We start from the raw sequence: 25416 nt of genomic DNA, 5'->3' as shown, positions 1-25416 counted from the left end.
CCGACGTGCGTCCGACAACGGTACGGACGCTCATCGCTCAAATGACAAGGGCGCCACACGGGCGCCCTTGCGAACTGTGGCGGAGTGGACGGGACTCGAACCCGCGACCTCCGGCGTGACAGGCCAGCATTCTAACCGACTGAACTACCACTCCGCATTTTTCTGGTGGGTGCTGTAGGGATCGAACCTACGACCACCGCCTTGTAAGGGCGACGCTCTACCGCTGAGCTAAGCACCCGAAACCAAGCGTTAGCCGCTTAGTTTAGGGCATCCTTGAGGGTCTTGCCAGCCTTGAAGGCAGGCACCTTCGAGGCCTTGATCTTGATCGCTTCGTTGGTGCGGGGATTGCGACCGGTACGGGCTGCGCGCTTGCGCACGGTGAACGTACCGAAGCCAACCACCGAGACATCCTCGCCTTTCTTCAACGACTTCTGCACGGTCTCGAAGAAGGCTTCGAGAGCACGACCAGCGTCGGCCTTGGTCAGCTCGGCCTTCTCGGCGATGGCATTGATCAGATCGGTTTTATTCATTGAAAAACTCCCTTGTTCGGATTTCGTCAGTGCGGTCTGCCCGGAGACGGGACAGCAACGACATGGATGGTTGGCTCTTGCCTGGGCCGTAACGCAACCCCGCATCGCTGCGCTGACCTACAACGCCGGGACTGCGGTATCGCCTTTATACCAGCGCCTTGCCGGACTCCGCAACACAAGCCACAGCAACGTTTCCGCAAGATTCGCGACTTGCGGAAACGCTTGCAAAACCGACTCCGGGGGACTAGGGGAAATTTCGTCGACCGACGGCGAAAAACAAAAAGGTGCCCTGCACGGCAGGGCACTTCGAAGGGAGCACGGCAGGATGAAGCGGAGCCGGCGAATCAGTGCGTCAGCGAGTGCCCTTCCGCCGGCTCGCCGGCAACCGCCGCAGGAGCCGCCTCTTTGGCCGGATTCGGCTGCAGCGGGCGCTCCAGGGCGATATCCAGCACCTCATCGATCCAGCGCACCGGATGAATCTCCAGCGACGAGGTGATGTTCGCCGGCATGTCCACCAGGTCCTTCTTGTTGTCCTCCGGGATGATCACCGTGGTGATCCCGCCGCGATGGGCCGCCAGCAGTTTCTCCTTGAGGCCGCCGATCGGCAGCACGCGACCGCGAAGGGTAATCTCGCCGGTCATCGCCACTTCGGAGCGCACCGGCACCCTGGTCAGCGCGGACACCAGCGCAGTGCACATGCCGATGCCAGCGCTGGGGCCATCCTTCGGCGTGGCGCCCTCGGGCACATGGATATGCACGTCGAGCTTCTGATGGAACTCCGGATCGATGCCCAACTGGTCGGCGCGCGCACGCACCACCGAAAGCGCCGCCTGGATCGATTCTTTCATCACGTCGCCAAGCTGGCCGGTATGCACCAGCCGGCCCTTGCCCGCCACCACCGAGGCCTCGATGCTGAGCAGCTCGCCGCCGACCTGGGTCCAGGCCAGGCCGGTGACCAGGCCTACTTCGTTCTGCAGTTCCTTGCGACCGAAATCGAACCGGCGCACGCCCAGGTACTGGTCCAGGTTGGATGAATCCACCTTGATCCTGTCGGGGCTGGCCTTCGCCCTGCCCTTGGTTGCCTTCGCGGGCGAGGCTTTCGCCCGCGCCTTCTTCACCTGGCCCAGGGTCAGCTCCTTGACCACCTTGCGGCAGATCTTGGAGATCTCGCGCTCGAGGTTGCGCACACCCGACTCACGCGTGTAGTAGCGCACGATGTCGCGCAAGGCGTCCTCGGTGACGCTGAGTTCCTCCGGCTTCAAGCCATTCGCCTTGAGCTGCTTGGACAGGAGATACTTCTGCGCAATGCCCAGCTTCTCGTCCTCGGTGTAGCCGGGGATGCGGATGACTTCCATGCGGTCGAGCAGCGGGCCGGGGATGTTCAGCGAATTGGCGGTAGCGATCCACATCACCTCGGAAAGGTCCAGGTCGACCTCCAGGTAATGATCGTTGAATGCATGGTTCTGCTCCGGATCGAGCACCTCCAGCAGCGCCGACGACGGGTCGCCGCGGAAATCCATCGACATCTTGTCGATCTCGTCCAGCACGAACAGCGGGTTCTTGGTGCCCACCTTGTTGATGTTCTGCACGATGCGGCCAGGCATCGAACCGATATAGGTGCGCCGATGACCACGAATCTCGGCTTCGTCGCGCACACCGCCCAGGCTCATGCGCACGAACTTCCGGTTGGTCGCCTTGGCGATCGACTGACCCAGCGAGGTCTTGCCCACACCGGGCGGGCCGACCAGGCACAGGATCGGCCCCTTCATCACGGATACGCGCTGTTGCACGGCGAGGTATTCGAGGATGCGGTCCTTGACCTTCTCCAGGCCGAAGTGATCGGCGTCGAGCACCTCCTGCGCCAGTTGCAGGTCCTTGCGCACCTTGCTGCGCTTCTTCCACGGCACGCCAACCAGCCAGTCGAGGTAGTTGCGCACCACGGTGGCCTCGGCCGACATCGGCGACATCTGCTTGAGCTTGCCAAACTCCTGCCGCGCCTTGGCCAGCACGGCCTTGGGCATGCCGGAACCTTCGATCTTCTTCTGCAGTTCCTCGATCTCGTTGGGGCCGTCCTCGCCGTCGCCGAGCTCCTTCTGGATCGCCTTCATCTGCTCGTTGAGGTAGTACTCGCGCTGGCTCTTCTCCATCTGCGACTTGACCCGGCCGCGGATGCGCTTCTCCACCTGCTGCAGGTCCATCTCGCCATCGACCAGGCCGATCAGCAACTCCAGCCGCTGGCCGACGTCGGCGGTCTCCAGCACCTTCTGCTTGTCGGCCATGCGCACGGACAGGTGCGCGGCGATGGAATCGGCCACGCGCGAGGGGTCGTCGATACCGGACAGGCTCGCCAACACTTCCGGCGGCAGCTTGCGGCTCTGCTTGACCAGTTGCTCGAACAATGAGATCAGCGTGCGCGAGACCACGTCGAGCTCACGTTCCTTGGCGTTGTAGACCGGCTCGATCACGCGCGAACGGGCGGTCAGCATGCCGTCTTCTTCCTTGAAGCCCTCGACCGACACGCGCGACTGGCCCTCGACCAGCACCTTGACCGTGCCATCGGGCAATTTCAGCAGTTGCAGCACGCCAGCCAGCGTGCCGACCTGGTGCAGGTCGGTGATCTCCGGGTCGTCGATATCCGGACTCTTCTGCGCGACCAGCAGGATCTGCCGCTCGCCTTCCATCGCGCGCTCAAGTGCGCGCATGGACTTGTCGCGGCCGACAAACAGCGGAATGACCATGTGCGGATAGACCACCACGTCGCGCAACGGCAACACCGGCAGAGCGTCCAGCGCAACAGGAAGGGGGGCGTTCTTGGCCATGAAAGAGGGGTCCCTCGGGTTCAGATCTGGTTTCGTCCCGACACTGCGCCGGGCCCGTCAACTCGTCAAGTGGAGGCGACCGGGAGTCTACTCAAGGCGGGCTGGCCGCAAAAAACAGAACGGCCCCGGCGAAATCACCGGAGCCGTCGTCGCCGCAGACAGGGCTTGCAGGGGTCAGGCAGCGTCGCCGCCGTCACCGGCAACCCGTTGCTGCAGGTTGCCGCGATAGATCAGATAGGGCTCGGCCTGGCCCTGGATCACAGCATCATCCACCACCACCTTGCTGACGTGCTCCAGTGACGGCAACTCGTACATCGTGTCCAGCAGCACCTGCTCCAGGATGGTGCGCAGGCCGCGGGCGCCGGTCTTGCGCTTGAGCGCCTTGCGCGCGATCGCCTGCAGTGCCTCGGGGCGGAATTCCAGCTCCACCTCCTCCATCTCGAACAGCCGTTTGAACTGTTTGGTGACCGCATTCTTCGGCTCGGTGAGAATCTTCACCAGCGCCGCCTCGTCCAGTTCGTCCAGCGTGGCCACCACCGGTAGGCGCCCGACGAACTCCGGAATCAGGCCAAAGCGCACCAGGTCGGCCGGTTCCACGTCGGCCAGTACCTTGCCCAGGTTCTCGGTGCGCTCCTTGCTGCGTACCTCGGCCGAAAAGCCGATGCTGGTGTTCTCGGAGCGCTGCTGGATGACCTTTTCCAGGCCGGCGAACGCGCCGCCGCAGATGAACAGGATGTTCTTGGTGTCGACCTGCAGGAATTCCTGCTGCGGATGCTTGCGCCCGCCCTGCGGCGGCACCGAGGCCAGCGTGCCCTCGATCAGCTTCAGCAGCGCCTGCTGCACGCCTTCGCCGGATACGTCGCGGGTGATCGACGGGTTCTCGCTCTTGCGCGAGATCTTGTCGATCTCGTCGATGTAGACGATGCCCGACTGCGCCTTCTCGACGTCGTAGTCACACTTCTGCAGCAGTTTCTGGATAATGTTCTCGACATCCTCGCCCACGTAGCCGGCTTCGGTCAGCGTGGTGGCGTCGGCGATCGTGAACGGCACGTTGAGCAGGCGCGCCAGCGTTTCGGCCAGCAGCGTCTTGCCCGAACCAGTCGGGCCGATCAGCAGGATGTTGGACTTGCCCAGTTCGATATCGTCGCTCTTCTGGCGCGACTCGATCCGCTTGTAGTGGTTGTATACCGCCACTGCCAGCGCCTTCTTGGCGCGGGTCTGGCCGACCACGTACTGATCCAGCGATTCGCGGATCTCCTTGGGCTTGGGCAACTGGGTGCGGCCGGAAGCCGCCTTTTCCTCCAATTCCTCGCGAATGATGTCGTTGCACAATTCCACGCATTCGTCGCAGATGAACACGGACGGACCCGCGATCAGCTTGCGCACTTCATGCTGGCTCTTGCCGCAGAAAGAGCAATAGAGAATCTTGCCGCTGTCGCTGGAACGCCCCTGCCGGTCGTCGCTCATACTCTCGATCCCGCTGGTAAATCTGAATGCGTCGCGAGAATAACACAGGGCCCCGCGTCTGCCTGCAGACGCAGAGCCCATCCCGCGACCCTGGGGTAAAACCTCGAAATCAGGCCGATTTCACCGTTTCGCCGGCGCGCTTGTCGAGCACCTCGTCGATCAGGCCATAGGCCTTGGCGTCGGCAGCGCTCATGAAGCGGTCGCGCTCCATGTCCAACTCGATCTTCTCCAGCGTCTGTCCGGTGTGCTGGACATACAGCTTGTTCAGGCGCTCGCGGATATACAGGATTTCGCGCGCCTGGATCTCGATGTCGGTGGCCTGGCCCTGCGCGCCGCCGGAAGGCTGGTGAATCATGACGCGCGAGTTAGGCAAGGCGAAACGCTTGCCCTTGGCGCCGGCCATCAACAGGAACGAACCCATGCTGCAGGCCTGGCCGATGCACATCGTGCTGACGTTCGGCTTGATGAACTGCATGGTGTCGTAGATCGCCAGGCCGGCGGTCACCGCACCGCCTGGACTGTTGATGTAGAAGTTGATGTCCTTGTCCGGGTTCTCCGACTCCAGAAACAGCATCTGCGCAACGATCAGGTTGGCGACCTGGTCATTGACCTCGCCCACCAGGAAGATCACCCGCTCCTTCAACAGGCGCGAGTAAATGTCATAGGAGCGCTCGCCGCGAGCGGTCTGCTCGACGACCATCGGCACCAAATTGAGGTTCTGGATCGGATCCATGGCCATGTTTGCAGCTCTCCGCTCGATGGGCCCGATTGCTCAGGCGTTGGCTGGGCGCATCACGTCGTCGAAGCTCAGGTCCAGCTGAGTGGTCTTGGCGTGCTCGGCCACCCATTCGGCCACCTGATCTTCCATCACGCGATTCTGCAGCCCGGACATCAGTTGGGGGTCGCCGTTGTAGAGTTCAATGACCTTTTCCGGCTCCTCGTAGGTGGAGGCGATCGCCGCCAGCTGCTCGGCCACGCGCTTGCGGTCGATCTTGATCTCCTGCTTGCGCGCGATCTCGCCCATCAGCAGGCCGGCGATCACCCGCTGGCGCGCGATCGGCATGGCGGCCTCGATCAGCTGCGGCGGTGGCTGCTGGCCCTGCGGCACGCTGCCGGCAGCCATGTTGCGCGCCTCGGACTGCACCATCAGCTTCGGCACGTCCAGTCCGGCATGCGCCAGGGACAGTTTCTCCGCCACCTCGGACTTCAGGCGCGCCATCAGCGCCGCCTTCAGTTCGCGTTCGAGGTTCGCACGGACTTCCTTGCGGAACGTTTCCAGGTCGCCATCGGCGATACCGAACAACTTGGCGAATTCGGCATCGATCTCGGGCAGCTTCGGCTCCTGCACCTTGAGGATGCTGAAGCTGACCTGGGCGTTCTTGCCCGCCAGCTGCGCATTGCGGAAGTCTTCCGGGAAAGCAATCCCGGTCTCGAAACTGTCACCCATCTTGCGGCCAATCAGCGCCTCGTCCAGCGCTTTGAACAAGGTGCCCGAGCCCAGCACGCTGCCGGCACGCTCCAGGCCCTCGGTCGGGAAGCGGTAGTCGCCAGCCTCGGCCGAGTACTCGAACATCACGAAGTCGCCCTCGGCGGAGGCGCGATCCACCTCGTCGAAGCTGCGGCGCTGCTGGCGCAGGGTCTCCAGCATCTTGTCGATATCGGCGTCGGTCACCACCGCCATCGGCCGGCTGATCTCGAGCGCGGCCACTTCAACCACCGGGAACTCCGGCATGATCTCAAACGTCGCGGTATACGCGATTTCACCGTTTTCCGGCTCGCCGGTGGTGTCGATCGCCGGATTCGCGATCGGCTGCAGCTTTTCCTGCGCCACCGCCTCGCGCAGCGTGCTGCCGATCAGGTCGGACAACACCTCGCCGCGGACCTGGTCGCCGAACCGCTGCTTGATCACCGTCGTCGGCACCTTGCCCGGACGGAAACCTTTCAGGCGAACCGTACGGCCCATCTCCGCGATGCGCGCGCTCACCTGCGTCTCGAACCGCTCCGCGGGGAATTTCACCGTGAGCTTGCGCTCGAGCGTGCCGATGTTCTCAACCGAAACCTGCATGACGTCTCCTGGTACTACCTGATGTTGTGGGCCTGCCACAGGCGCCATGGCGGCCGTGCCGCCCGAAAACAAAGAAATCAACGGGGTATGGTGCGAAAGGGGGGACTCGAACCCCCACGGGGTTAACCGCCAGAACCTAAATCTGGTGCGTCTACCAATTCCGCCACTCTCGCCCTGCACCCTCGCCAAACGTGCGTAACCACCGGATTCTGAAACCGATTGTCACTTGCCGGAGCAACTCCGCAAGCGCCTCATCCCCATGGCCACGCCTGCCTAAGTCGATGATTCCCTTATACGAAAGCAGACCATTTTACGGTCGCGCGACCTTGCAGCACAAGCGCTGGCGGCTGCGAACGCGCCATCGCCGACGTGTCGCAACGTTCCGGCTGCGCAAAGCAAAACGCCGATCGCAAGCGATCGGCGTTTTGTCGATTGGTGGGCCGTGAAGGATTCGAACCTTCGACCAATTGATTAAGAGTCAACTGCTCTACCAACTGAGCTAACGGCCCAGGAAACCTGGGTTGAAACTGGGGTGGATGATGGGATTCGAACCCACGACAACCGGAATCACAATCCGGGACTCTAACCAGCTGAGCTACATCCACCATCGACCGATACTGGTGCGCCAGACAGGACTCGAACCTGCAACCGTCGGCTTAGAAGGCCGATGCTCTATCCGGTTGAGCTACAGGCGCAGTCGCTGCAGGTAGAACGTTTCGCTGGTCGGGGTAGAGGGATTCGAACCCCCGACTTTTGCGTCCCAAACGCAACGCTCTACCAGACTGAGCTATACCCCGCTTTCGAATCACCGGCCGTGCCACCACCGGAGCCTTGAAATGTTACGGGTGCCGCCTCGCTCAGTCAATCCGTATCGAAGCACACCTTGTGTTTCTTGATCATCCTTTTCGCGGAGAACCGTACAGCTTCCCGTTGAAAACAAAACGGGGCGCAAGCACCCCGTCTCGCAGAATAAAAATGGTGCGCCCGGAGAGATTCGAACTCCCGACCACCTAGTTCGTAGCCAGGTACTCTATCCAACTGAGCTACGGGCGCACTAAAAAAACCTTTGCCTTGCAGCTTTCGATGTCTGGACACCGAGGCGGTGAAGCAAGGAGCGGAATTATTCAGGCTCCGCCCGCTTGCGTCAACCCTTTTCGTGAAATTTCTTCTCTGGTTTATTCACATCCGGCAGGTGACGGCTTGCGGCGCGCCACGCCTCCAGGCAGCACCTGCACACAGGCGCCACAAAAAACGCCCGTACACGAAAGAGGGCAACCACTCGCTGCCCTCTTTCGTTGCATCGTATGGCCGTCCAAACCGCGCTCAGCCGTCCAGGCCAATCCGACTCTGCGGTGCCGGGTCGCCGACCTTGCCGACGGCCGAGTCGGCGCCACCCTTCGGCGGAGGAGGCGGCGGCGTAGCGCCAGTCGATGCGTTCTTCGTCCAGTCGGACGGCGGCCCGGGTACGCGCCCGGCCATGATGTCGTCGATCTGGTGAGCGTCGATCGTCTCGTACTGCAGCAGGGCTTCGGCCATGGCATGCAGCTTGTCGAGGTTCGCGGTCAGCAACTCCTTGCTGCGTGCATAGGCACGATCGAGGATGCCGCGCACCACTTCGTCGATCTTGCTGGCGGTCTCGTTGGAGATGCTCTTGTGCTGGGTCACCGAACGGCCGAGGAACACCTCGTCCTCGTCCTCGCCGTAGGTGATCGGCCCCAGTTCGTCGGAGAGCCCCCACTTGGTCGCCATGTTGCGCGCCATCTTGGTCGCCCGCTCGATGTCGTTGGAGGCGCCGGTGGTGACCTTGTCGGCGCCGAAGATCAGCTCCTCGGCCACCCGCCCGCCGTACAGCGAGCACAGCTGCGACTGGATCGCCACGCGGTTGATGCTGTACTTGTCGCCCTCGGGCAGGTACATGGTGACGCCCAGCGCACGCCCGCGCGGGATGATGGTGACCTTGTAGACCGGGTCGTGCTCGGGCACCAGCCGACCGACGATGGCGTGGCCGGCCTCGTGATAGGCGGTAAGCTTCTTCTCGTCCTCGCTCATCGCCATCGAGCGGCGCTCGGTGCCCATCAGGATCTTGTCGCGCGCCTTGTCCAGGTGGCTCATGCGCACTTCGCGCGCGTTCTCGCGCGCGGCGAACAGCGCCGCCTCGTTGACCAGGTTGGCCAGGTCGGCGCCGGAGAAGCCGGGCGTGCCGCGTGCGATGGTCATCGCATTGACGTCGCTGGCGGTCGGCACCTTGCGCATGTGCACCTTGAGGATCTGCTCGCGGCCTCGCACGTCGGGCAGGCCCACCACGACCTGGCGGTCGAAGCGGCCCGGGCGCAGCAGCGCCGGATCCAGCACATCGGGGCGATTGGTCGCGGCGATCACGATGATGCCTTCGGTGCCCTCGAAGCCGTCCATCTCGACCAGCAACTGGTTCAGGGTCTGCTCGCGTTCGTCGTGACCGCCGCCCAGGCCGGCGCCGCGATGGCGGCCGACCGCGTCGATCTCGTCGATGAAGATGATGCACGGCGCGTGCTTCTTGGCCTGCTCGAACATGTCGCGCACGCGGCTGGCGCCGACACCGACGAACATCTCGACAAAGTCGGAACCGGAGATCGCGAAGAACGGCACCTTGGCCTCGCCCGCGATGGCTTTCGCCAGCAAGGTCTTGCCGGTGCCGGGCGGGCCGACCATCAGCACGCCGCGCGGAATCTTGCCGCCAAGCTTCTGGAAACGGCCCGGGTCACGCAGGAACTCGACCAGTTCGCCGACCTCCTCCTTCGCCTCGTCGCAACCGGCGACGTCGCTGAAGTTGACCTTGATCTGGTCCTCGCCCTGCAGCTTGGCGCGCGAACGGCCGAAGCTCATCGCGCCACGCCCGCCGCCGCCGGACTGCATCTGGCGCATGAACCAGATGAACACGCCCACGATCAGCAGCACCGGCAGCCAGCTGACCAGCAAGCCGATCAGCGAGAAGCCCTCGGACGGATCCTGGCGGACCTCGACGCCCTTGTCCTGCATCTGCTTGACCACCTCGTTGGTGGAGAAGCCGAGCATCGGCGCGACCGTGCGGAACGGGCTGCCATCCTTCAGCTTGCCGCTGATGGTGGCCGGCTGGTCGGCGCTGATCGTGGCATTGGCGACGTTGCCGTTGTCCACGCTTTGCACGAACGAGCTGTAAGGCAGGTCGGACGAGGTCGCGCCGCGCGGATTGAAGCTCTGGAACACGGTGAACAGGACCACCGCGATGATCACCCAGAGCAACACGTTTTTCGCTGTTTCATTCATGCACGGTTCTCGCCCGGTGACACCGGGGCGGGCTTGCGGCCCACCGCCAGTGCGTACACCTCACGCGAACGTGCGCGGGAGGCCTTAGGTTTACGCATGGTTACGCGGGTGAAGTCCGCGCGCAAGCTGCGCAAGTAATCGTCAAAGCCGACGCCCTGGAACAATTTGATCAGGAACGAGCCGCCCGGCTTCAGCCACTGCCGGCCGAAATCCAGCGCCAATTCGGCCAGATCCATGGCGCGGATCTGGTCGGCCAGTGCCACGCCACTCATATTGGGGGCCATGTCGCACAGTACAAGATCCACCTTGAGCCCTGCCAGGCGCGATTCCAGCTCGTGCAGCACCGCTTCCTCGCGAAAATCGCCCTGCAGGAAGTCCACCCCGGCGATGCTCTGCATCGGCAGGATGTCCAGCGCGAACACCTTGCCGCTGTCGCCCAGCCGGTTGCGCACCAGCTGCGACCAGCTACCCGGCGCGGCGCCGAGGTCGACCACGTTGATGCCCGGCTTCAGCAGGCGGTCGCGCTCGATCAGCTCCTCCAGCTTGTACACCGCACGCGAACGCAGGCCCTCGGACTGGGCTTTCTTCACGTATTCGTCGTTGAAGTGTTCGCGCAGCCAGACTGCGCTGCTCTTGCTGCGGGCCATGTCGTCACGGTCGCCGATTGGGGAACGGGTTGGCGCATGATACCCTTTGCCGTTCATTGACCGCGAATCGAGCACTGCCGCATGGCCCTTTCCCCCTCGCAGATCCGCTACCTGCGCAGCCTCGCCCATGACCTGAGCCCGGTCGTCCTGCTCGGCAACAAGGGTGCCAGTGACGCCGTGGTGAAGGAACTGGGCCAGGCGCTGGATATCCACGAGCTGGTCAAGGTGAAGCTGTCAGGCGGCGACAAGGACGAGCGGCAGGCCCAGATCGACGTACTGACCCATGGCACCGGGGCCGAGCCGATCCACCAGATCGGCCACGTTGTGGTGCTGTTCCGGCGCAACGCCGACGAGCCGAAGATCGCCCTGCCACGCTGATGGACCTGTCGCTCGAACGCCCCGAAGGCTATATCTACGTGCGTCGTGTCGGCGCACGCGGCATCACCCTGATCGACCGCGAGATCACCCGCAGCTTCCTGCTGGCGCCGGACCGGGCCGTCGAGGACTGGCCGGTCACCGCCGTCGAGGCGCTCGACGCCAGCCACGTGGAAGCCGTGCTGGCATTGCGGCCCGAACTGGTGGTGCTGGGCACCGGCGAACGCCAGGCGTTCCCGGCCGCGGCCTTCATGGCCGGTTTCCTGCGCAAGGGCATCGGCATCGAAGTGATGGACAACGCTGCCGCCGCACGCACCTACAACCTGCTGGCCGGCGAAGGGCGACGGGTGATCGCCGCGTTCATTCTTTAGCGCTCGTCCCTGATCGCGAAAATCACACGGGCGGCCATCCATGGCCGCACTATTCACAAAGAGCTTACCTTCCTGGCAGATAGCCCAGTGGGTCGACCGGATTGCCGTCCTTGCGGATCTGGAATTCCAGCTCGTTGCGGGTAGTCCCGGTCGACCCCATCTCGGCGATCTGCTGACCCATGCTGACCCGTTGGCCTTCCTTGACCAGGCGCTTGCTGTTGTGGCCATAGGCGGACAGGAAGCTGTCGCTGTGCTTGATGATCACCAGCTCGCCGTAGCCGACCAGGCCGTTGCCGCTGTACACCACCACGCCATCGGCGGCGGCACGCACCGGGTCGCCGGACTTGCCGGCGATCTCGATGCCGGGGATCGCGTCGCCACTCTGGAAACGCCCCACCAGGCTGCCGTCGGCCGGCCAGCGCCATTGCACGTGGCTGACCACGCGTGACACTCCGGCGGCTGCGGGCGCCGGCGGCGGCATGCTTGCCGGCGCGGCGGTCGGCACGCCCGCCACCGGCACGACGGACGTCGCTGTGACGGCGGGCGCGACCGGCCTTGGCGGCACGTTCGCCGTGGCGGTGCCCGGCACCTCCACGGACGGGGCCGCGGAGGGAGAAGCCGGCGCCGCCACCGGCTCGAATACCGGCGCCGACGTCGCCGGCGCACTCGACACGGATGCGCCGGCGGCACGCACGGATGCGCCACCGGCATGCACGGGCGCGGCTGCCGGCGGTGCGGCGGCACGTCCTGCCGGCGGCGAAAGCGTCAGCCGCTGCCCCGGCCAGATCGTGTACGGTGCGGCGATCCCGTTCCATTGCGCCAGGTCGCGGAAATCCACGCCCTTGCGGAACGCGATCGAATACAGCGTGTCGCCCTTGGCCACGGCATAGCTGCCGCCGGGAATCGGGGTACGGGCCGGTGTCGACGCGACAGGTCGGTGCTCGTCGTAGCCGCCAGCCACCGGTTCCACCACGACCGAGCTGCGCATGGTGCCGCAAGCGGCAAGCAGCAGGGTCACGGCCAGGGTTGCGCAGCACGAAAGATATCGGTCCATGCGCACCAGCATAGCGAGGCGGACGGCCTTTTTCATGCGACGCTGCCCTCCGCGCCGCGGCTGCTCAATGCAACCAGAACCACCACACCAGCAGCAGCAGGGCCAGCAGCACCAGCGCGGCCCAGCCGATCCGTTCGATGTGTTCGTGCAGGATCCGCTCGGCACGCTCGCCGACCAGGCGGATCAGCAACGCCAGCAACCACACGCGCTTGCCGCGGCCAACACCGATGCAGGCCAGGAACGGCAGGATCGGCACGCCGATGATGCCGCACGCCCAGGTGACGAACTTCATCGGCACCACCGGTTGCAGCGCGGCCAGGATCAGCACGCCGTACATGCCCCAGCGATGCTCGACCATCTGTCGGCTCAAGGTCGCCACGCCCTGCTCGATCGGTGCCAGCAGGTGCAGCGCATCGAGCACCGGCCGCAAGGCATGGAACGCCCAATGGCCCAGCACGTAGCCGACCAGCGCCCCCAGCAGCGAGAACAGCAGGCTGACGTTGGCGAAGAAGAACGCCTTGTGCCGCTTGCCCAGCATCATCGGTGCCAGCATCACTTCCGGCGGAATCGGGAAGATGAACGATTCGACGAAGCTCAGCCCGGACAGGTAATACAGCGCCCGCGGCTCGCGCGCCCAAGTCAGTGCACGCGCATAAAGTGCCCCGAACAGACGCATTAGCCGATCCCGCCCAGCAGCGGCACGAAACTGACTGCGCCCAGTTCCTCCTGGATGAAGTCGCCCTTGCCGTCGCCACGCATGCGGATCAGGGTCTGCCGGCTCGGCGAGCCGACCGGCGCCACCAAGACGCCGGTGGGACTGAGCTGGTCGAGGATGCGGGTCGGAATGGTGTCGCCGGCGGCAGTGAGGATGATCGCGTCGAACGGCGCCTCGTCCGGCCAGCCGAGCTTGCCATCGTCGTAGCGCGAACGCAGGTTGGCCAGGCCAAGCTGGCGGAAGCGCCGGCGTGCCTGGCGCAGCAGCGCCTCGATCCGCTCCACGGTGAACACCTGCGGCACCAGCGCGGCCAGCACCGCCGCCTGGTAGCCGGAGCCGGTGCCGATCTCCAGCACCTTCTGCGGCACACCGAACTCGAGCAGCGCCTCGGTCATGCGCGCCACCACCCAAGGCTGAGAAATGGTCTGGCCGTGGCCGATCGGCAGCGCGTCGTTCTCGTAAGCGCGCGAATGCAGCGCCTGGTCGATGAAGTGGTGGCGCGGCAGGTTGCGGATCACCTCGATCACGCGCAGATCGCGGATGCCGCCATCCTTCAGGGTCGCCGCAAGGCGATCGCGCGCGCGCTGCGAGGTCATCCCCTCGCCTTTCAGGTCCGCGGCAGGCAATGGATACGTGGTCATGGCTCAGGCCGCCTCGTCGTTGCTGGTCCGGCCTACCGCCATCGCGTCGCTCAGCGGCTGCATCCAGCTGCTGACCTTCTCCAGCGCCTGGAAGCGGGTCAGGTCGACATGGATCGGCGTGACCGAAACAAAGCCGCGCCGCACGGCATTGAAATCGGTGCCGGGACCGGCATCGTCCACCTCGCCGGCCGGACCGATCCACCAGATCGGCCGGCCGCGCGGATCGGTCTGCGCGATGCACGGCGCGGCGCGATGGCGGCGACCGAGGCGGGTCACCTCGAAGCCCTCGATTTCCGCCCACAGCCGATCCGGCACGTTGACGTTGAGGATGGTATCGGCCGGCAGCGGATCGACCAGCAGCCGCTGCATCAGCAGCAGCACCGCCTTCGCCGCCGAGTCGTAGTGCACGCCCTTGTGGTCATGGCTGACCAGCGACACCGCGATTGCCGGCAGTCCCAGGAAGCGCCCTTCCATCGCCGCCGACACCGTGCCGGAATAGATCACGTCGTCGCCGAGGTTCGCCGAGTTGTTGATGCCGGAGACGACCATGTCGGGCTCTTCGTCCAGCAGTCCGGCCAGCGCCAGATGCACGCAATCGGTCGGCGTGCCGGCGACGCGGTAGTAGCCGTTGCCCATCGGCAGCACGCGCAGCGGCGCATCGAGCGTGAGCGAATTGCTGGCGCCGGAACGATCGCGGTCGGGCGCCACCACCGTCACCTGGGCCACTTCGCCGAGGCGCTCGGCAAGCACGTGGATGCCAGGTGCATCCACGCCATCGTCGTTGCTGACCAGAACTCGCATGATGCTCCGTCGAAAGCTGACTGCGGACACGCTGGTCCATGACCTCACGGCGCGCGCCACACCCGTCGAGTTTACCGGAGCGCGGCATGGGTTTCACATCGTCCGGGCATCCGCTGCGCGCTTTGACTTAGCATGCCGACATGAAGCGCCGCCCACCTGCACGGGTCAACGACGACGACAGCCGCCTGTTCCGCGAGGCGATCGGCGACGTGCGCCCGCTCGACCCGGTGGCGCCGCCACCAGCGGCGGCGAAGCCCGCGCCGCATCCGCACATGCTGGACGCGGACGAAGCCGCCGTGCCCGGCGAACTGCTGGACATGGCGTTTGACCCGGCCCTGCTCGAAGTCGGCGAGGAACTGGGCTACTTGCGCGATGGCTACCCGCCGAAGCTGCTGCGCCAGCTCAAGCGTGGCCAGTTCAGCGTGCAGGACGACCTCGACTTGCACCAGATGAACGCCGCCGCCGCGCAGGCCAGCATCGTCGCCTTCCTGGCCGAGGCGAAACAGCACGGCCTGCGCTGCGTGCGCATCGTGCACGGCAAGGGCCTGCGCTCGAAAGCCGCCGGACCGGTACTGAAAGGCCTCACCGACCGCCTGCTGCGCCGACGCGACGACGTGATCGCATTCGCCTCGGCACGACCGGCGCTGGGCGGCACCGGCGCGGTGATCGTCCTGCTCAGGGGCTGACTGCAGGAGCGCGTCCGGTGCGCGAATGCTCTTCCCGATGCGAGATCAAAAGCATCGCACGCGATGAAGGAAGTCCCTTGCGGACAGGCTGCGCTCCTACGCGATCGAGGCCACTTCGCGCACGACCACCGTGGCGTACGCGCCGGCCGGCAGCTCGAACGACAGTTCCAGCGCGTCGTCGCCCAGCCAGCGCCAGCGCAGGTCCTTCGGCAGCAGCCGCAGCGGGCGGCGTTCCTGGTCCATCCGCGCCGCCGCCAGGCCGGCGGCCAGGTCGTCGTTCGCCGCGCCGATCTCGCGCTCCAGCGCGCCCGCCTCGCCCTGGCTCGGCGGCTCGCCCTGCCCCCACAACGGGCCGGACGGATGGATGTCGGCGCGGGCCAGCCGTTCGGCCAGCACCGCGTTGAACGGTTCCGGCCCGAACCACGAGCGCGAGCCGGCCAGCGACCAGATCTCGCCATCCAGCGGGCTGTCCCAGGCGCCGCGTTCGACCCGTGCCGCCAGCACGCTGTTGAAGATCTGCGAACGCGCCGCGGACAACAGGAACGAGCGCTGGTCGCGATCCACGCGACGCCCGCCGAACATCGCCCGCGCCTGCGCCACGTTGCCGCCCTCGCGGCCGAAGCGCTGTTCGCCGAAATAGTTCGGCACGCCGCGCGCGGCGATCTGCTGCAGCGCCTGTTCCGCCGCGCCGCGGTCGCCCTGCACCTCGCGCAGCACAAGCACGAAGCGGTTGCCGCGCAATGCGCCGCGCTTCAGTTTGCGCGAATGCCGCGTCGCCGCCAGCACCTTCACTTCCGCGTGCGGGAACGCCGACCAGTCCGGGTCGGGCTTGCCCGCCAGCTGCACGGAGAAGGTCTGCCGGGTCACCGCGTGGCGATCCTTCAGCCCTGCGTAGCCCACCGCGACTGGCGGCACGCCGGCGAACTTCGCCAGTTCTCGCGCCACCCAGTCGGTATTCGCGCCGCGCTTCTCCACCCACAGCAGGGCGTGTTCGCCGGCACCGTCGGCGTCGTAGCCGAGGATCTCCTCGACCTGGAAGTCCTCCGGCGCGCTGCGCAGTCGGGCGGTCAGTGGCGGTTCGCCGAAGGCGTGGGGAAGTTCTTGCACGTCGAAAGGTCCGGTCAGTTTTGTAGGAGCCCACTCGCGGGCGATGCTCTGCTCTGAATCTCCACCGAAGTACCTAGAGCAAAAGCATCGCCCGCAAGCGGGCTCCTACATCAAGAAGATGGTGGCGAGGCCAAGAAAAATGAAGAAACCGCCGCTGTCGGTCATCGCGGTGATCAGTACGCTGGAGCCCAGCGCCGGATCGCGGCCGAACTTCGTCATCAGCACCGGGATGCCGACGCCGGCGAACGCGGCCAGCAGCAGGTTCAGCGTCATCGCCGCGGTCATCACCAGGCCCAGCGAGGCGCTGTCGTACAGCAGCCACGCGACGACGCCGATCACCCCGCCCCAGACCAGCCCGTTCAGCAGCGACACGGTCAGTTCCTTGCGCCATAGCCGCTTCGCGCTCTCGGTGGTGATCTGGTTCAGCGCCAGCGCGCGCACGATCATGGTGATGGTCTGGTTGCCGGAGTTGCCGCCGATGCCGGCCACGATCGGCATCAGCGCGGCCAGCGCCACCAGCCGCTCGATCGAGCCTTCGAACAGGCCGATCACGCGCGAGGCGATGAACGCGGTGACCAGGTTGATCGCCAGCCACGCCCAGCGGTTCTTCAGCGAGGCCCATACCGAGGCGAAGATGTCCTCCTCCTCGCGCAGGCCGCCGCGGCTGAGCGCTTCGCTCTCGCTTTCCTCGCGGATCACGTCGACCATCGCGTCGATGGTGATGCGGTCGATCAGGTGGCCGCTCTCGTCGACCACCGGCGCGGTCACCAGGTCGTAGCGCTCGAACGCCTGCGCCACGTCGTACGCATCGTCGGTGGGGTGGAAGGTGTTGACGTCCGGCGCCATCACCGCACTGACCATTTTTTCCGGCGGGTTCACCAGCAGCCAGTGCAGCGGCAGCACGCCGGTGAGCAGGTTGTCGTGGTTGATCACGAACAACTTGTCGGTCTGCGCCGGCAGCTCGTCCCAGCGGCGCAGGTAGCGCAACACCACTTCCAGGCTCACATCCTCGCGGATGGTGACCATCTCGAAGTCCATCAGCGCGCCGACCTGGTCGTCCCCGTAGGACAGCGCCGACTGCACCTGCTGGCGCTGCTGCGTGTCCAGGCTCGCCATCAGCTCCGGCAGCATCGCGGTCGGCAGATCCTCGACCAGGTCGGCCAGCTCGTCCGCGTCCAGCGGCTCGACCGCGGCGAGGATCTCCTGGCGGTCCATGTCCGCGATCAGCGATTCGCGCACCGCATCGGATACTTCCAGCAGGATCTCGCCGTCGCGGTCGGCCTTGACCAGCTGCCAGACCGCCAGGCGGTCGTCCAGCGGCAGCGATTCGAGGATGAAGGCGATGTCGGCCGGGTGCAGTTCGTCCAGTTGCCGGCGCAATTCGGCCTGCGATCCGGCCGGCAGCGGGCCTTCGTCGTCATGCCGGCGCAGCACCTCGACGATGGCTTCGAGCTGGTCGTGCAGCCGGCTGGTGGCGCTGCGGGCCTCTACTTCGGTCACGCGCGCTCCAGCAGGACGCACGCCTGCGCAGCGATCCCCTCGCCGCGGCCGCAGAAGCCGAGTCTTTCGGTGGTGGTGGCCTTGACGCTAATGCGGCCGACCTCGCTGTCCAGGTCGACAGCGAGGTTCTCGCGCATCGCCTGCGCGTGCGGGCCGATCTTCGGCGCCTCGCCGATCACGGTGATGTCGGCATTGCCCAGCGTGTAGCCATGCTGCGCCATCAGCATCGCCGCATGGCGCAGGAACTGGCGGCTGTCGGCATCGCGCCAGCGCTCGTCCGAGGGCGGGAAATGCCGGCCGATGTCGCCCAGCGCCAGTGCACCGAAGATCGCGTCGCACAGCGCATGGATCACCACGTCGCCGTCCGAATGCGCCACCACGCCGCGACGATGCGGTACGCGCACGCCACCCAGGGTGACGTGGTCGCCCTCGCCGAATGCATGCACGTCGAAGCCCTGTCCGATCCTCATGGGGCGGCCCTCATGCGACTGTCCTTGCAAGCAGGAACTCGGCCAGCGCGAAATCCGCTGCCGTGGTCACCTTGATGTTGTCCTCGGCGCCCTCGACCAGCAACGGCGCGAAGCCGGCCAGCTCCATCGCCATCGCCTCGTCGCTGACGTTCACGCCGCGCCGTGCGGCGTCGCGCAGCGCCGCCGCCAGTTGACCACGCCGGAACATCTGTGGCGTGAAGGCACGCCAACGCAGGTCGCGCGGCTCGGTCTGCACACTGCGGCCGGCCGCATCGGCGCGCTTCAGCGTATCGCGCAGCGGCGCGCCGAGCAGGCCGCCGTCGGCCGCCCCGGCCAGCTCGATCAGCCTGCCGATGTCGGCCAGCCGCACGCAGGGCCGCGCGGCGTCGTGCACCAGCACGAAATCGTCCGCACCCACCGACGCCGGCAAGGCGTCGATTCCGGCCAGCACCGAATCGCTGCGCTCGGCCCCACCGACCGCGGTCAGCACCGGCTTGCCGCTGAGCGTGTCGATCCTGGACCAGTGCGCATCGCCAGCGGCCAGCGTCACCAGCAGGCCGCCGATCCGCGGATGCGCAGCGAGCCGCTCCAGCGTGTGCGCGATCAGCGGCCGCCCGGCCAGCGGCAGGTATTGCTTCGGGCAGTCGCCGCCAACCCGGGTGCCGCGCCCCGCGGCCGGCACCACGCACCACAGCGCCGGCGCGCTCATGGCGACCCGGCGGGCGTGGCGGGTGGCGGCGGCGGCAGGCTGCTGGACGCCGAGGCCGGCGTTTCCACCACCTGGTAGAACACCTCACCTGGCTTGATCAGGCCCAACTCGGTGCGCGCACGCGCCTCGACTGCCTGGTCGCCATGCTTCAAGTCCAGCACATCGGCGCCGACCGCCTGGTTGCGCTGCAGCAGCTTCGCGTTCTCGTCGGCCTGTTTCTTCACCGCCACGCGCAGGCTGTCCACCTCGTGCATGCTGCCGCTGCCGGTCCACAGCTTCAGCTGCAGGCCGATCAGCAGCAGGATCAGAACCAGGGCGATCCAGCGCAGCATGGGCGGCCGTTCAGCCCGGCAGGCGGGTCAGGTTCGGAAACGCCCCGCGGCCGGCATAGCGTGCGGCCGAACCCAGCGCCTCCTCGATGCGCAGCAGCTGGTTGTACTTCGCCACGCGATCGCTGCGGCACAGCGAGCCGGTCTTGATCTGGGTCGCCGTGGTAGCCACCGCGATGTCGGCAATGGTGGTGTCCTCGGTCTCGCCGGAGCGATGCGAGATCACCGCCGAATACTTCGCCGCGTCGGCCATCGCGATCGCTTCCAGGGTCTCGGACAGCGTGCCGATCTGGTTCACCTTGATCAGGATCGAATTGGCGATGTGCTTCTCGATGCCCTCGCGGAAGATCGCCGGATTGGTCACGAACAGGTCGTCGCCGACCACCTGCACGCGCTCGCCGATCGCATCGGTGAGCAGCTTCCAGCCGTCCCAGTCGCCTTCGGCCATGCCGTCCTCGATGGTGACAATCGGGTACTGCCTGGCCCAGCCGGCGAGCAGGTCGACGAACTGCGCCGAGCTGTACTGCTTGCCTTCGCCGGCGAGGTCGTACTTGCCGTTCTTGTAGAACTCGGAACTGGCCGCGTCGAGGCCGAGCAGGATCTCGCTGCCGACCTTGTAGCCGGTCTTGTGGACGGCTTCGAGAATGGTGTCGATCGCCTCGACGTTGGAGCGCAGGTTTGGCGCAAAGCCCCCCTCGTCGCCCACCGCGGTGCTGAGGCCGCGGCCGTGCAGCACGCTCTTCAGCGCATGGAAGATCTCCGCACCGGCGCGCAGCGCCTCAGCGAACGTCGGCAGGCCCACCGGCAGTATCATGAACTCCTGCACGTCCACGTTGTTGTCGGCGTGCGCGCCGCCGTTGATGATGTTCATCATCGGCACCGGCAGCACGCCGGGCTTGCCGTGCGACAGGTACTGCCACAGCGGCTCGCCGCGCGACGCGGCCACCGCGTGCGCCGCCGCCATCGACACGCCGAGCAGCGCATTCGCGCCCAGCTTGCCCTTGTTCGGCGTGCCGTCCAGCGCGATCAGTTTCGCATCCAGGCCTTTCTGGTCAGCCGCATCGAAACCCTTCAGCGCCGCGGCAATCGTGGTGTTGACGTTCGCCACCGCGTTCTTCACGCCCTTGCCGCCGTAGCGTGACTTGTCGCCGTCGCGCAGCTCGACCGCCTCGCGCGAACCGGTGGATGCGCCGCTGGGCACGGCGGCGCGGCCGAAGCCGCCGCCGGCCAGGGTGACTTCGGCTTCCAGCGTGGGGTTGCCGCGCGAGTCGAGGATTTCACGGGCGTGGATGCGGGTGATCTGGGTGCTCATGCGGTGTCCGTCTGCCTGGGTGGTGAATGAGTTGGAACGGGCGCATCGCTGCGCCCGGTGTTTCAGGAAACATCCTGCTCCAGGAAGCGGTGCCGCTTGGTTACGGCATCCAGCTCCAGCAGGGTTTCCAGCAGCGCCTCCATCTTGCCCAGCGGCCACGCGTTGGGGCCATCGCTGAGCGCCTTGCTGGGGTCGGGATGCGTCTCGGCGAACAGGCCGGCCACGCCCACCGCCACCGCGGCGCGCGCCAGCACCGGCACGAACTCGCGCTGGCCGCCCGAGGTGGCGCCCTGGCCGCCCGGCAACTGCACCGAATGGGTGGCGTCGAACACGACCGGGCAGTTCGTATCGCGCATCACGCTCAGCGAGCGCATGTCCGACACCAGGTTGTTGTAGCCGAAGCTGGCGCCGCGCTCGCACACCATGATGGCATCGTTGCCGACGGCTTTCGCCTTGGCCACCACGTGCTTCATGTCCCACGGCGCGAGGAACTGGCCCTTCTTGATGTTCACCGGCTTGCCGGCACGCGCCACCTTCTGGATGAAGTCGGTCTGCCGGCACAGGAAGGCCGGCGTCTGCAGCACGTCGACTACCGCGGCGACCTCGTCCATCGGCGTGTACTCGTGCACGTCGGTGAGCACCGGCACACCGATCTGCCGCCTCACCTCGCCCAGGATGCGCAGGCCTTCCTCCAGCCCCGGCCCGCGGAAGCTCTCGCCGGAGGAACGGTTCGCCTTGTCGAAGCTGGACTTGAAGATGAAGTTCACGCCGAGCCGCGAGGTGATCTCCTTCAGCGTGCCGGCGGTGTCCAGCTGCAGTTGCTCGGACTCCACCACGCACGGACCGGCGATCAGGAACAGCGGCCGGTCCAGGCCGACGTCGAAGCCGCACAACTTCATGCCACGCGCTCCCGGGCCAGCTTCTCGCCGTCGCGCACGGCCTTGAACTCGCGCGCCGCGCGCACGAAGCCGATGAACAGCGGGTGGCCGTCGCGCGGGGTCGAGGTGAACTCCGGGTGCGCCTGGCAGCCGAGGAACCACGGATGCCGCTGTTGCGGCAGCTCCACGATTTCCACCAGCAGGTCGTCCATCGACTTGCCGGAGATCACCAGGCCCAGGTCCTCGAACGGCTGGCGGTAGCGGTTGTTGAACTCGTAGCGGTGGCGATGGCGTTCGCGCACCACGTCCTGGCCGTACAGCTCGCGTGCCAGCGTGCCGGCCTTGAGGCGGCATTCCTGCGCGCCCAGGCGCATGGTGCCGCCGAGGTCGGAGCGGTCGCTGCGCTGCTCGACCTCGCCTGCCGCGGTGGTCCATTCGGTGATCAGCGCGATCACCGGGTTCGGCGTGTTGCGGTCGTTCTCGCTGGAGTCGGCATCGGCGAGGCCGGCCACGTGGCGGGCGAAATCCACCACCGCCGCGTGCATGCCGTAGCAGATGCCGAAGTACGGCACGCCGTGCTCGCGCGCGTACTTCGCGGCCAGCACCTTGCCCTCGAAACCGCGCTTGCCGAAGCCGCCGGGCACCAGGATCGCGTCGGCCTTGCCGAGCACCTTGGCGGCGCCTTCGGCCTCGACCTGCTCGGAGTCGACCCAGTCCAGGTTCACCCGCGTCAGCTGCTTGATGCCGCCGTGGCGCAGCGCCTCGCCCAGCGACTTGTAGGCGTCCTTGTGCTCGACGTACTTGCCGACGATGGCGACGGTGATCTCGTCCTTCGGATGTTCCACCGCATCGACCGTGCGCTGCCATTCGGACAGGTCGGCCGGCTTGGCGTCCAGGCCGAGGCGCTTGACCACGATGTCGTCCAGGCCCTGCTGATGCAGGTACAGCGGCTGCTTGTAGATGATGTCCACGTCAGTAGCGCTGATCACCGCCTGCTCCGGCACGTTGGTGAACAGTGCGATCTTGCGCCGTTCGCTCTCGGGCAGCGGCTGCTCGCAGCGGCACAGCAGGATGTCCGGCTGGATGCCGATCGAGCGCAGTTCCTTCACCGAATGCTGGGTCGGCTTGGTCTTGATCTCGCCGGCGGCCTTGATGTACGGCACCAGGGTGAGGTGCATGAACACCACCTTCTCCGGCCCGTGCTCGATGCGCAGCTGGCGGATCGCCTCCAGGAACGGCAGCGATTCGATGTCGCCCACGGTGCCGCCGATCTCCACCAGCGCCACGTCGAAACCGCGGGTGGCCTCGTGGATGCAGTGCTTGATCTCGTCGGTGATGTGCGGGATCACCTGCACGGTGGCGCCGAGGTAATCGCCGCGGCGCTCCTTGCGGATCACGCTCTCGTAGATCTTGCCGGTGGTGATCGAGTTCTTGCCGGTCAGGCGGGTGCGGACGAAGCGCTCGTAGTGGCCGAGGTCGAGGTCGGTCTCGGCGCCGTCGTCGGTCACGTAGACCTCGCCGTGCTGGAACGGACTCATCGTGCCCGGATCCACGTTGATGTAGGGATCGAGCTTCATCATGGTGACCGAAAGGCCGCGTGCTTCGAGAATGGAAGCGAGCGACGCCGCAGCAATGCCCTTGCCAAGCGAGGACACCACACCGCCGGTGACGAAAATCAGGGGGGTCATGGAAAGCAGCCGTGCTGGAAATTGGCATTTTAGCTGCAGAAGCGTCCCGCTGCGAGATGGAAGCGCAGAATTTGTCGCGATCGGTTCATTTCCAACTGTCCGCCACGGATGAAACGGCCTCGGGCCGCCTGCTAGCATGGCCGGATGAACAACCCCGTCCCCGCCCGTCTCGCCGCCCTGCGTGCGGCCATGCAGCAGCACGGCGTCGCTGCCGTGCTGGTTCCCAGCGCCGATCCGCACCTGTCCGAATACCTGCCCGCCCACTGGGCCGCGCGCGAATGGCTGTCCGGCTTCACCGGTTCGGCCGGCACCCTGATCGTCAGCCGCGAGCAGGCCGGGCTGTGGACCGACTCGCGCTACTTCTCGCAGGCCGAACAGCAGCTCGCCGGCAGCGGCATCGGCCTGATGAAGCTGCGCGTGCCGCACACGCCCGAGCATCTCGAGTGGCTGCAGCAGCATCTGCACGAGGGCGACGTGCTGGCCGTGGCCGGCGACAGCGTGGCCGCGACCACCCAGCGCCAGATCGAGCGCCGGCTTGCCGACAGCGGCGCCACGGTACGCACCGACCTGGACCTGCCCGGTGCGATCTGGGCGGACCGCCCCGCCCTGCCGCAGGCGCCGGTAGTCGAACACGATCCGGTCTACGCCTGCATCCTGCGCGCCGACAAGCTCGCCCGCCTGCGCAAGGCGATGCACAAGCTCGGCGCCAGCCACCACCTGCTGTCCAGCCTCGACGACATCGCCTGGCTGACCAACCTGCGCGGCAGCGACGTGGAGTGCAATCCGGTGTTCCTGGCCCATCTGCTGGTCCAGGCGGACCACCGCGCCACCCTGTTCGTCGGCCGCGCCAAGCTGAGCGATGCGCTGGTCGCGAAACTGGCTGCCGACGGCATCGGCATCGCCGATTACGCCTCGATCACCTCGACCCTGCAGGAACTGGATGCTGCCGACCGCCTGCTGCTGGACAGCGGCCGGGTGGTCAGCGCGATCGCCGCGGCGATCCCGTCAGGCGTGAGCCGGATCGAGGCAGCCAATCCGAGCACCGCGTTCAAGGCGGTCAAGAGCGTCGCCGAACTCGACCACATCCGCGACGTGATGCGCCGCGACGGCGCCGCCCTGGTGCGCGCTTTCCGCCGGCTGGAACAGCGCCTCGCCGCCGGTATGACGGTGACCGAGCTAGACGTCGACACCTTGCTGCACGAAGAGCGCTCGGCCCAGCCCGGCTGGGTCGGCGAGAGCTTCGCCACCATCGCCGGCTACCAGGCGAACGGCGCGCTGCCGCACTACCGCGCCACGCCGGAATCGCACGTCACGCTGCAGGCGAAGGGCCTGCTGCTGATCGATTCGGGCGGCCAGTACCTCGGCGGCACCACCGATATCACCCGCGTGCTGGCGCTCGGCGAGACCACCGCCGAACAGCGCCGCGACGCCACCCTGGTGCTGAAGGGCATGATCGGGCTGTCGCGCGCCCGCTTCCCGAAGGGTGCCAGCGGCCCGCAACTGGATGCGCTGGCGCGCGCGCCACTGTGGGCTTCGGGCATGGATTACGGCCATGGCACCGGCCATGGCGTGGGCTACTTCCTCAACGTGCACGAGGGCCCGCAGTCGATTCGCCCGCCGGTCGCCGGCGGCGCGCTGGTGGCGCTGGAACCGGGCATGATCAGCTCGATCGAGCCGGGCCTGTACAAGCCCGGCCGGCACGGCATCCGCCACGAGAACCTGGCCGTGGTGGTCGAAGCCGACCGCACCGAGTTCGGCGAATTCCTCGCCTTCGAGACCTTGACCATGTGCCCGTTCGACCGCCGCGCGCTGGAACCGGGCCTGCTCAACCCCGAGGAACGTGCCTGGCTGGACGACTACCACGCCAGCGTGCGCGCCGCGCTCAGCCCGCTGCTGGAGGCCGCCGACCTGGAGTGGCTGAGCCGCCACTGCGCGCCGCTGTAGCTCCTCCCCGAACGCGCAGGGCGGAC

Annotated in this window: 23 protein-coding genes and 8 tRNA genes; 4 read left to right on the top strand and 27 right to left on the bottom strand. The window is 66.4% G+C overall.

Annotated features, from left to right (window positions below; genetic code table 11):
• Positions 1-77 precede the first annotated feature (77 nt).
• The 15 genes from RHOOR87_RS0104310 to rlmE form a co-directional block, all read right to left on the bottom strand.
• Positions 78-154, bottom strand: a tRNA-Asp gene (locus RHOOR87_RS0104310).
• Positions 155-163: 9 nt separating this feature from the next.
• Positions 164-238: transfer RNA gene (locus RHOOR87_RS0104305), tRNA-Val, on the bottom strand.
• 19 nt (positions 239-257) lie between these two features.
• Entirely contained in the window at positions 258-530 is a 273-nt protein-coding gene (locus RHOOR87_RS0104300; protein ID WP_007511239.1) for an HU family DNA-binding protein, read from the bottom strand.
• 344 nt (positions 531-874) lie between these two features.
• A complete protein-coding gene (lon, locus tag RHOOR87_RS0104295; protein ID WP_007511236.1) occupies positions 875-3349 on the bottom strand; it encodes an endopeptidase La in 2475 nt (824 codons plus the stop codon).
• Positions 3350-3523: 174 nt separating this feature from the next.
• A complete protein-coding gene (clpX, locus tag RHOOR87_RS0104290; protein ID WP_007511234.1) occupies positions 3524-4816 on the bottom strand; it encodes an ATP-dependent Clp protease ATP-binding subunit ClpX in 1293 nt (430 codons plus the stop codon).
• A gap of 109 nt (positions 4817-4925) precedes the next feature.
• Positions 4926-5555, bottom strand: coding sequence for an ATP-dependent Clp endopeptidase proteolytic subunit ClpP (gene clpP, locus RHOOR87_RS0104285; protein WP_007511232.1), 630 nt, complete (start codon positions 5553-5555; stop codon positions 4926-4928).
• Positions 5556-5588: 33 nt separating this feature from the next.
• On the bottom strand, positions 5589-6881 hold the full coding sequence (tig, locus tag RHOOR87_RS0104280) for a trigger factor (RefSeq protein ID WP_027484343.1): 1293 nt from the start codon (positions 6879-6881) through the stop codon (positions 5589-5591).
• Between the two features lie 88 nt (positions 6882-6969).
• Positions 6970-7054: transfer RNA gene (locus tag RHOOR87_RS0104275), tRNA-Leu, on the bottom strand.
• A gap of 260 nt (positions 7055-7314) precedes the next feature.
• A tRNA-Lys gene (locus RHOOR87_RS0104270) sits at positions 7315-7390 on the bottom strand.
• Positions 7391-7409: 19 nt separating this feature from the next.
• Positions 7410-7486, bottom strand: a tRNA-His gene (locus RHOOR87_RS0104265).
• A gap of 13 nt (positions 7487-7499) precedes the next feature.
• Positions 7500-7576 (bottom strand) — tRNA-Arg (locus RHOOR87_RS0104260).
• A 25-nt stretch (positions 7577-7601) separates the two neighbouring features.
• Positions 7602-7678 (bottom strand) — tRNA-Pro (locus tag RHOOR87_RS0104255).
• A gap of 179 nt (positions 7679-7857) precedes the next feature.
• A tRNA-Arg gene (locus RHOOR87_RS0104250) sits at positions 7858-7934 on the bottom strand.
• Positions 7935-8204: 270 nt separating this feature from the next.
• Positions 8205-10163 (bottom strand): ATP-dependent zinc metalloprotease FtsH, encoded by a 1959-nt coding sequence (ftsH, locus tag RHOOR87_RS0104245; RefSeq protein WP_015448010.1) that lies wholly within the window; start codon positions 10161-10163, stop codon positions 8205-8207.
• Entirely contained in the window at positions 10160-10810 is a 651-nt protein-coding gene (gene rlmE, locus RHOOR87_RS0104240) for a 23S rRNA (uridine(2552)-2'-O)-methyltransferase RlmE (RefSeq protein WP_007511227.1), read from the bottom strand. The genes ftsH and rlmE overlap by 4 nt, the downstream gene beginning before the upstream one ends.
• An 81-nt stretch (positions 10811-10891) precedes the next feature.
• Here rlmE and yhbY point away from each other — a divergent pair, with 81 nt between their 5' ends.
• On the top strand, positions 10892-11188 hold the full coding sequence (gene yhbY / locus RHOOR87_RS0104235) for a ribosome assembly RNA-binding protein YhbY (protein WP_007511225.1): 297 nt from the start codon (positions 10892-10894) through the stop codon (positions 11186-11188).
• On the top strand, positions 11188-11556 hold the full coding sequence (locus RHOOR87_RS0104230) for an Mth938-like domain-containing protein (protein WP_027484342.1): 369 nt from the start codon (positions 11188-11190) through the stop codon (positions 11554-11556). Before yhbY ends, RHOOR87_RS0104230 begins: the two co-directional genes overlap by 1 nt.
• 64 nt (positions 11557-11620) lie before the next feature.
• Here RHOOR87_RS0104230 and RHOOR87_RS0104225 read toward each other — a convergent pair whose 3' ends face one another.
• Genes RHOOR87_RS0104225 through surE form a run of 4 tightly spaced genes read right to left on the bottom strand, consistent with a single transcriptional unit; the run spans position 11621 to position 14767 of the window.
• Positions 11621-12622, bottom strand: coding sequence for a peptidoglycan DD-metalloendopeptidase family protein (locus tag RHOOR87_RS0104225; RefSeq protein ID WP_027484341.1), 1002 nt, complete (start codon positions 12620-12622; stop codon positions 11621-11623).
• Between the two features lie 52 nt (positions 12623-12674).
• Complete coding sequence (locus tag RHOOR87_RS0104220) at positions 12675-13286, bottom strand: VTT domain-containing protein (protein WP_007511219.1); 612 nt, start codon at positions 13284-13286, stop codon at positions 12675-12677.
• On the bottom strand, positions 13286-13966 hold the full coding sequence (locus RHOOR87_RS0104215) for a protein-L-isoaspartate(D-aspartate) O-methyltransferase (protein WP_007511217.1): 681 nt from the start codon (positions 13964-13966) through the stop codon (positions 13286-13288). The genes RHOOR87_RS0104220 and RHOOR87_RS0104215 overlap by 1 nt, the downstream gene beginning before the upstream one ends.
• Before the next feature lie 3 nt (positions 13967-13969).
• Positions 13970-14767, bottom strand: a complete 798-nt coding sequence (gene surE / locus RHOOR87_RS0104210; RefSeq protein WP_027484340.1) for a 5'/3'-nucleotidase SurE — start codon at positions 14765-14767, stop codon at positions 13970-13972.
• 140 nt (positions 14768-14907) lie between these two features.
• Between surE and RHOOR87_RS0104205 the strand changes: the two genes are divergently transcribed.
• Positions 14908-15453: a Smr/MutS family protein gene (locus RHOOR87_RS0104205; RefSeq protein WP_027484339.1), complete on the top strand. Its 546-nt coding sequence runs from the start codon at positions 14908-14910 to the stop codon at positions 15451-15453.
• 96 nt (positions 15454-15549) lie between these two features.
• Here RHOOR87_RS0104205 and truD read toward each other — a convergent pair whose 3' ends face one another.
• The 8 genes from truD to RHOOR87_RS0104165 form a co-directional block, all read right to left on the bottom strand.
• Complete coding sequence (gene truD / locus RHOOR87_RS0104200; RefSeq protein ID WP_027484338.1) at positions 15550-16560, bottom strand: tRNA pseudouridine(13) synthase TruD; 1011 nt, start codon at positions 16558-16560, stop codon at positions 15550-15552.
• Positions 16561-16665: 105 nt separating this feature from the next.
• Complete coding sequence (gene mgtE, locus RHOOR87_RS0104195; protein WP_027484337.1) at positions 16666-18060, bottom strand: magnesium transporter; 1395 nt, start codon at positions 18058-18060, stop codon at positions 16666-16668.
• Positions 18057-18530, bottom strand: coding sequence for a 2-C-methyl-D-erythritol 2,4-cyclodiphosphate synthase (ispF, locus tag RHOOR87_RS0104190; protein ID WP_007511174.1), 474 nt, complete (start codon positions 18528-18530; stop codon positions 18057-18059). The genes mgtE and ispF overlap by 4 nt, the downstream gene beginning before the upstream one ends.
• Positions 18531-18540: 10 nt before the next feature.
• The gene (ispD, locus tag RHOOR87_RS0104185) at positions 18541-19239 is read right to left on the bottom strand and encodes a 2-C-methyl-D-erythritol 4-phosphate cytidylyltransferase (RefSeq protein ID WP_007511172.1); all 699 of its coding nucleotides are present in this window, start codon (positions 19237-19239) and stop codon (positions 18541-18543) included.
• Positions 19236-19571 (bottom strand): cell division protein FtsB, encoded by a 336-nt coding sequence (gene ftsB / locus RHOOR87_RS0104180; RefSeq protein WP_007511170.1) that lies wholly within the window; start codon positions 19569-19571, stop codon positions 19236-19238. Before ftsB ends, ispD begins: the two co-directional genes overlap by 4 nt.
• 10 nt (positions 19572-19581) lie before the next feature.
• Complete coding sequence (eno, locus tag RHOOR87_RS0104175) at positions 19582-20880, bottom strand: phosphopyruvate hydratase (RefSeq protein WP_007511168.1); 1299 nt, start codon at positions 20878-20880, stop codon at positions 19582-19584.
• Between the two features lie 62 nt (positions 20881-20942).
• Complete coding sequence (gene kdsA / locus RHOOR87_RS0104170; RefSeq protein ID WP_015448017.1) at positions 20943-21779, bottom strand: 3-deoxy-8-phosphooctulonate synthase; 837 nt, start codon at positions 21777-21779, stop codon at positions 20943-20945.
• On the bottom strand, positions 21776-23446 hold the full coding sequence (locus RHOOR87_RS0104165) for a CTP synthase (RefSeq protein ID WP_015448018.1): 1671 nt from the start codon (positions 23444-23446) through the stop codon (positions 21776-21778). The genes kdsA and RHOOR87_RS0104165 overlap by 4 nt, the downstream gene beginning before the upstream one ends.
• A gap of 144 nt (positions 23447-23590) precedes the next feature.
• On the opposite strand from RHOOR87_RS0104165, the gene RHOOR87_RS0104160 reads away from it, so the two are divergent.
• A complete protein-coding gene (locus tag RHOOR87_RS0104160) occupies positions 23591-25390 on the top strand; it encodes an aminopeptidase P family protein (RefSeq protein ID WP_027484336.1) in 1800 nt (599 codons plus the stop codon).
• Positions 25391-25416 lie beyond the last annotated feature (26 nt).

The organism is Rhodanobacter sp. OR87 (genome assembly GCF_000473345.1).
Lineage (GTDB): Bacteria > Pseudomonadota > Gammaproteobacteria > Xanthomonadales > Rhodanobacteraceae > Rhodanobacter > Rhodanobacter denitrificans.
Note: the sequence above shows the minus strand (reverse complement) of the source record. Positions and strands in the feature narration are given on the sequence as shown.

Excerpts from the sequence above, each read along its gene's own strand:
- RHOOR87_RS0104160 (WP_027484336.1), top strand. The coding sequence starts at position 23,591 with ATGAACAACCCCGTCCCCGCCCGTCTCGCCGCCCTGCGTGCGGCCATG.
- clpX (WP_007511234.1), bottom strand. The coding sequence starts at position 4,816 with ATGAGCGACGACCGGCAGGGGCGTTCCAGCGACAGCGGCAAGATTCTC.
- ftsH (WP_015448010.1), bottom strand. The coding sequence starts at position 10,163 with ATGAATGAAACAGCGAAAAACGTGTTGCTCTGGGTGATCATCGCGGTG.
- RHOOR87_RS0104220 (WP_007511219.1), bottom strand. The coding sequence starts at position 13,286 with ATGCGTCTGTTCGGGGCACTTTATGCGCGTGCACTGACTTGGGCGCGC.
- ispF (WP_007511174.1), bottom strand. The coding sequence starts at position 18,530 with ATGAGGATCGGACAGGGCTTCGACGTGCATGCATTCGGCGAGGGCGAC.
- RHOOR87_RS0104230 (WP_027484342.1), top strand. The coding sequence starts at position 11,188 with ATGGACCTGTCGCTCGAACGCCCCGAAGGCTATATCTACGTGCGTCGT.
- RHOOR87_RS0104225 (WP_027484341.1), bottom strand. The coding sequence starts at position 12,622 with ATGCTGGTGCGCATGGACCGATATCTTTCGTGCTGCGCAACCCTGGCC.
- RHOOR87_RS0104215 (WP_007511217.1), bottom strand. The coding sequence starts at position 13,966 with ATGACCACGTATCCATTGCCTGCCGCGGACCTGAAAGGCGAGGGGATG.
- surE (WP_027484340.1), bottom strand. The coding sequence starts at position 14,767 with ATGCGAGTTCTGGTCAGCAACGACGATGGCGTGGATGCACCTGGCATC.
- tig (WP_027484343.1), bottom strand. The coding sequence starts at position 6,881 with ATGCAGGTTTCGGTTGAGAACATCGGCACGCTCGAGCGCAAGCTCACG.
- yhbY (WP_007511225.1), top strand. The coding sequence starts at position 10,892 with ATGGCCCTTTCCCCCTCGCAGATCCGCTACCTGCGCAGCCTCGCCCAT.
- RHOOR87_RS0104205 (WP_027484339.1), top strand. The coding sequence starts at position 14,908 with ATGAAGCGCCGCCCACCTGCACGGGTCAACGACGACGACAGCCGCCTG.
- RHOOR87_RS0104300 (WP_007511239.1), bottom strand. The coding sequence starts at position 530 with ATGAATAAAACCGATCTGATCAATGCCATCGCCGAGAAGGCCGAGCTG.
- eno (WP_007511168.1), bottom strand. The coding sequence starts at position 20,880 with ATGAGCACCCAGATCACCCGCATCCACGCCCGTGAAATCCTCGACTCG.
- RHOOR87_RS0104165 (WP_015448018.1), bottom strand. The coding sequence starts at position 23,446 with ATGACCCCCCTGATTTTCGTCACCGGCGGTGTGGTGTCCTCGCTTGGC.
- ftsB (WP_007511170.1), bottom strand. The coding sequence starts at position 19,571 with ATGCTGCGCTGGATCGCCCTGGTTCTGATCCTGCTGCTGATCGGCCTG.
- clpP (WP_007511232.1), bottom strand. The coding sequence starts at position 5,555 with ATGGCCATGGATCCGATCCAGAACCTCAATTTGGTGCCGATGGTCGTC.
- kdsA (WP_015448017.1), bottom strand. The coding sequence starts at position 21,779 with ATGAAGTTGTGCGGCTTCGACGTCGGCCTGGACCGGCCGCTGTTCCTG.
- ispD (WP_007511172.1), bottom strand. The coding sequence starts at position 19,239 with ATGAGCGCGCCGGCGCTGTGGTGCGTGGTGCCGGCCGCGGGGCGCGGC.
- rlmE (WP_007511227.1), bottom strand. The coding sequence starts at position 10,810 with ATGGCCCGCAGCAAGAGCAGCGCAGTCTGGCTGCGCGAACACTTCAAC.
- lon (WP_007511236.1), bottom strand. The coding sequence starts at position 3,349 with ATGGCCAAGAACGCCCCCCTTCCTGTTGCGCTGGACGCTCTGCCGGTG.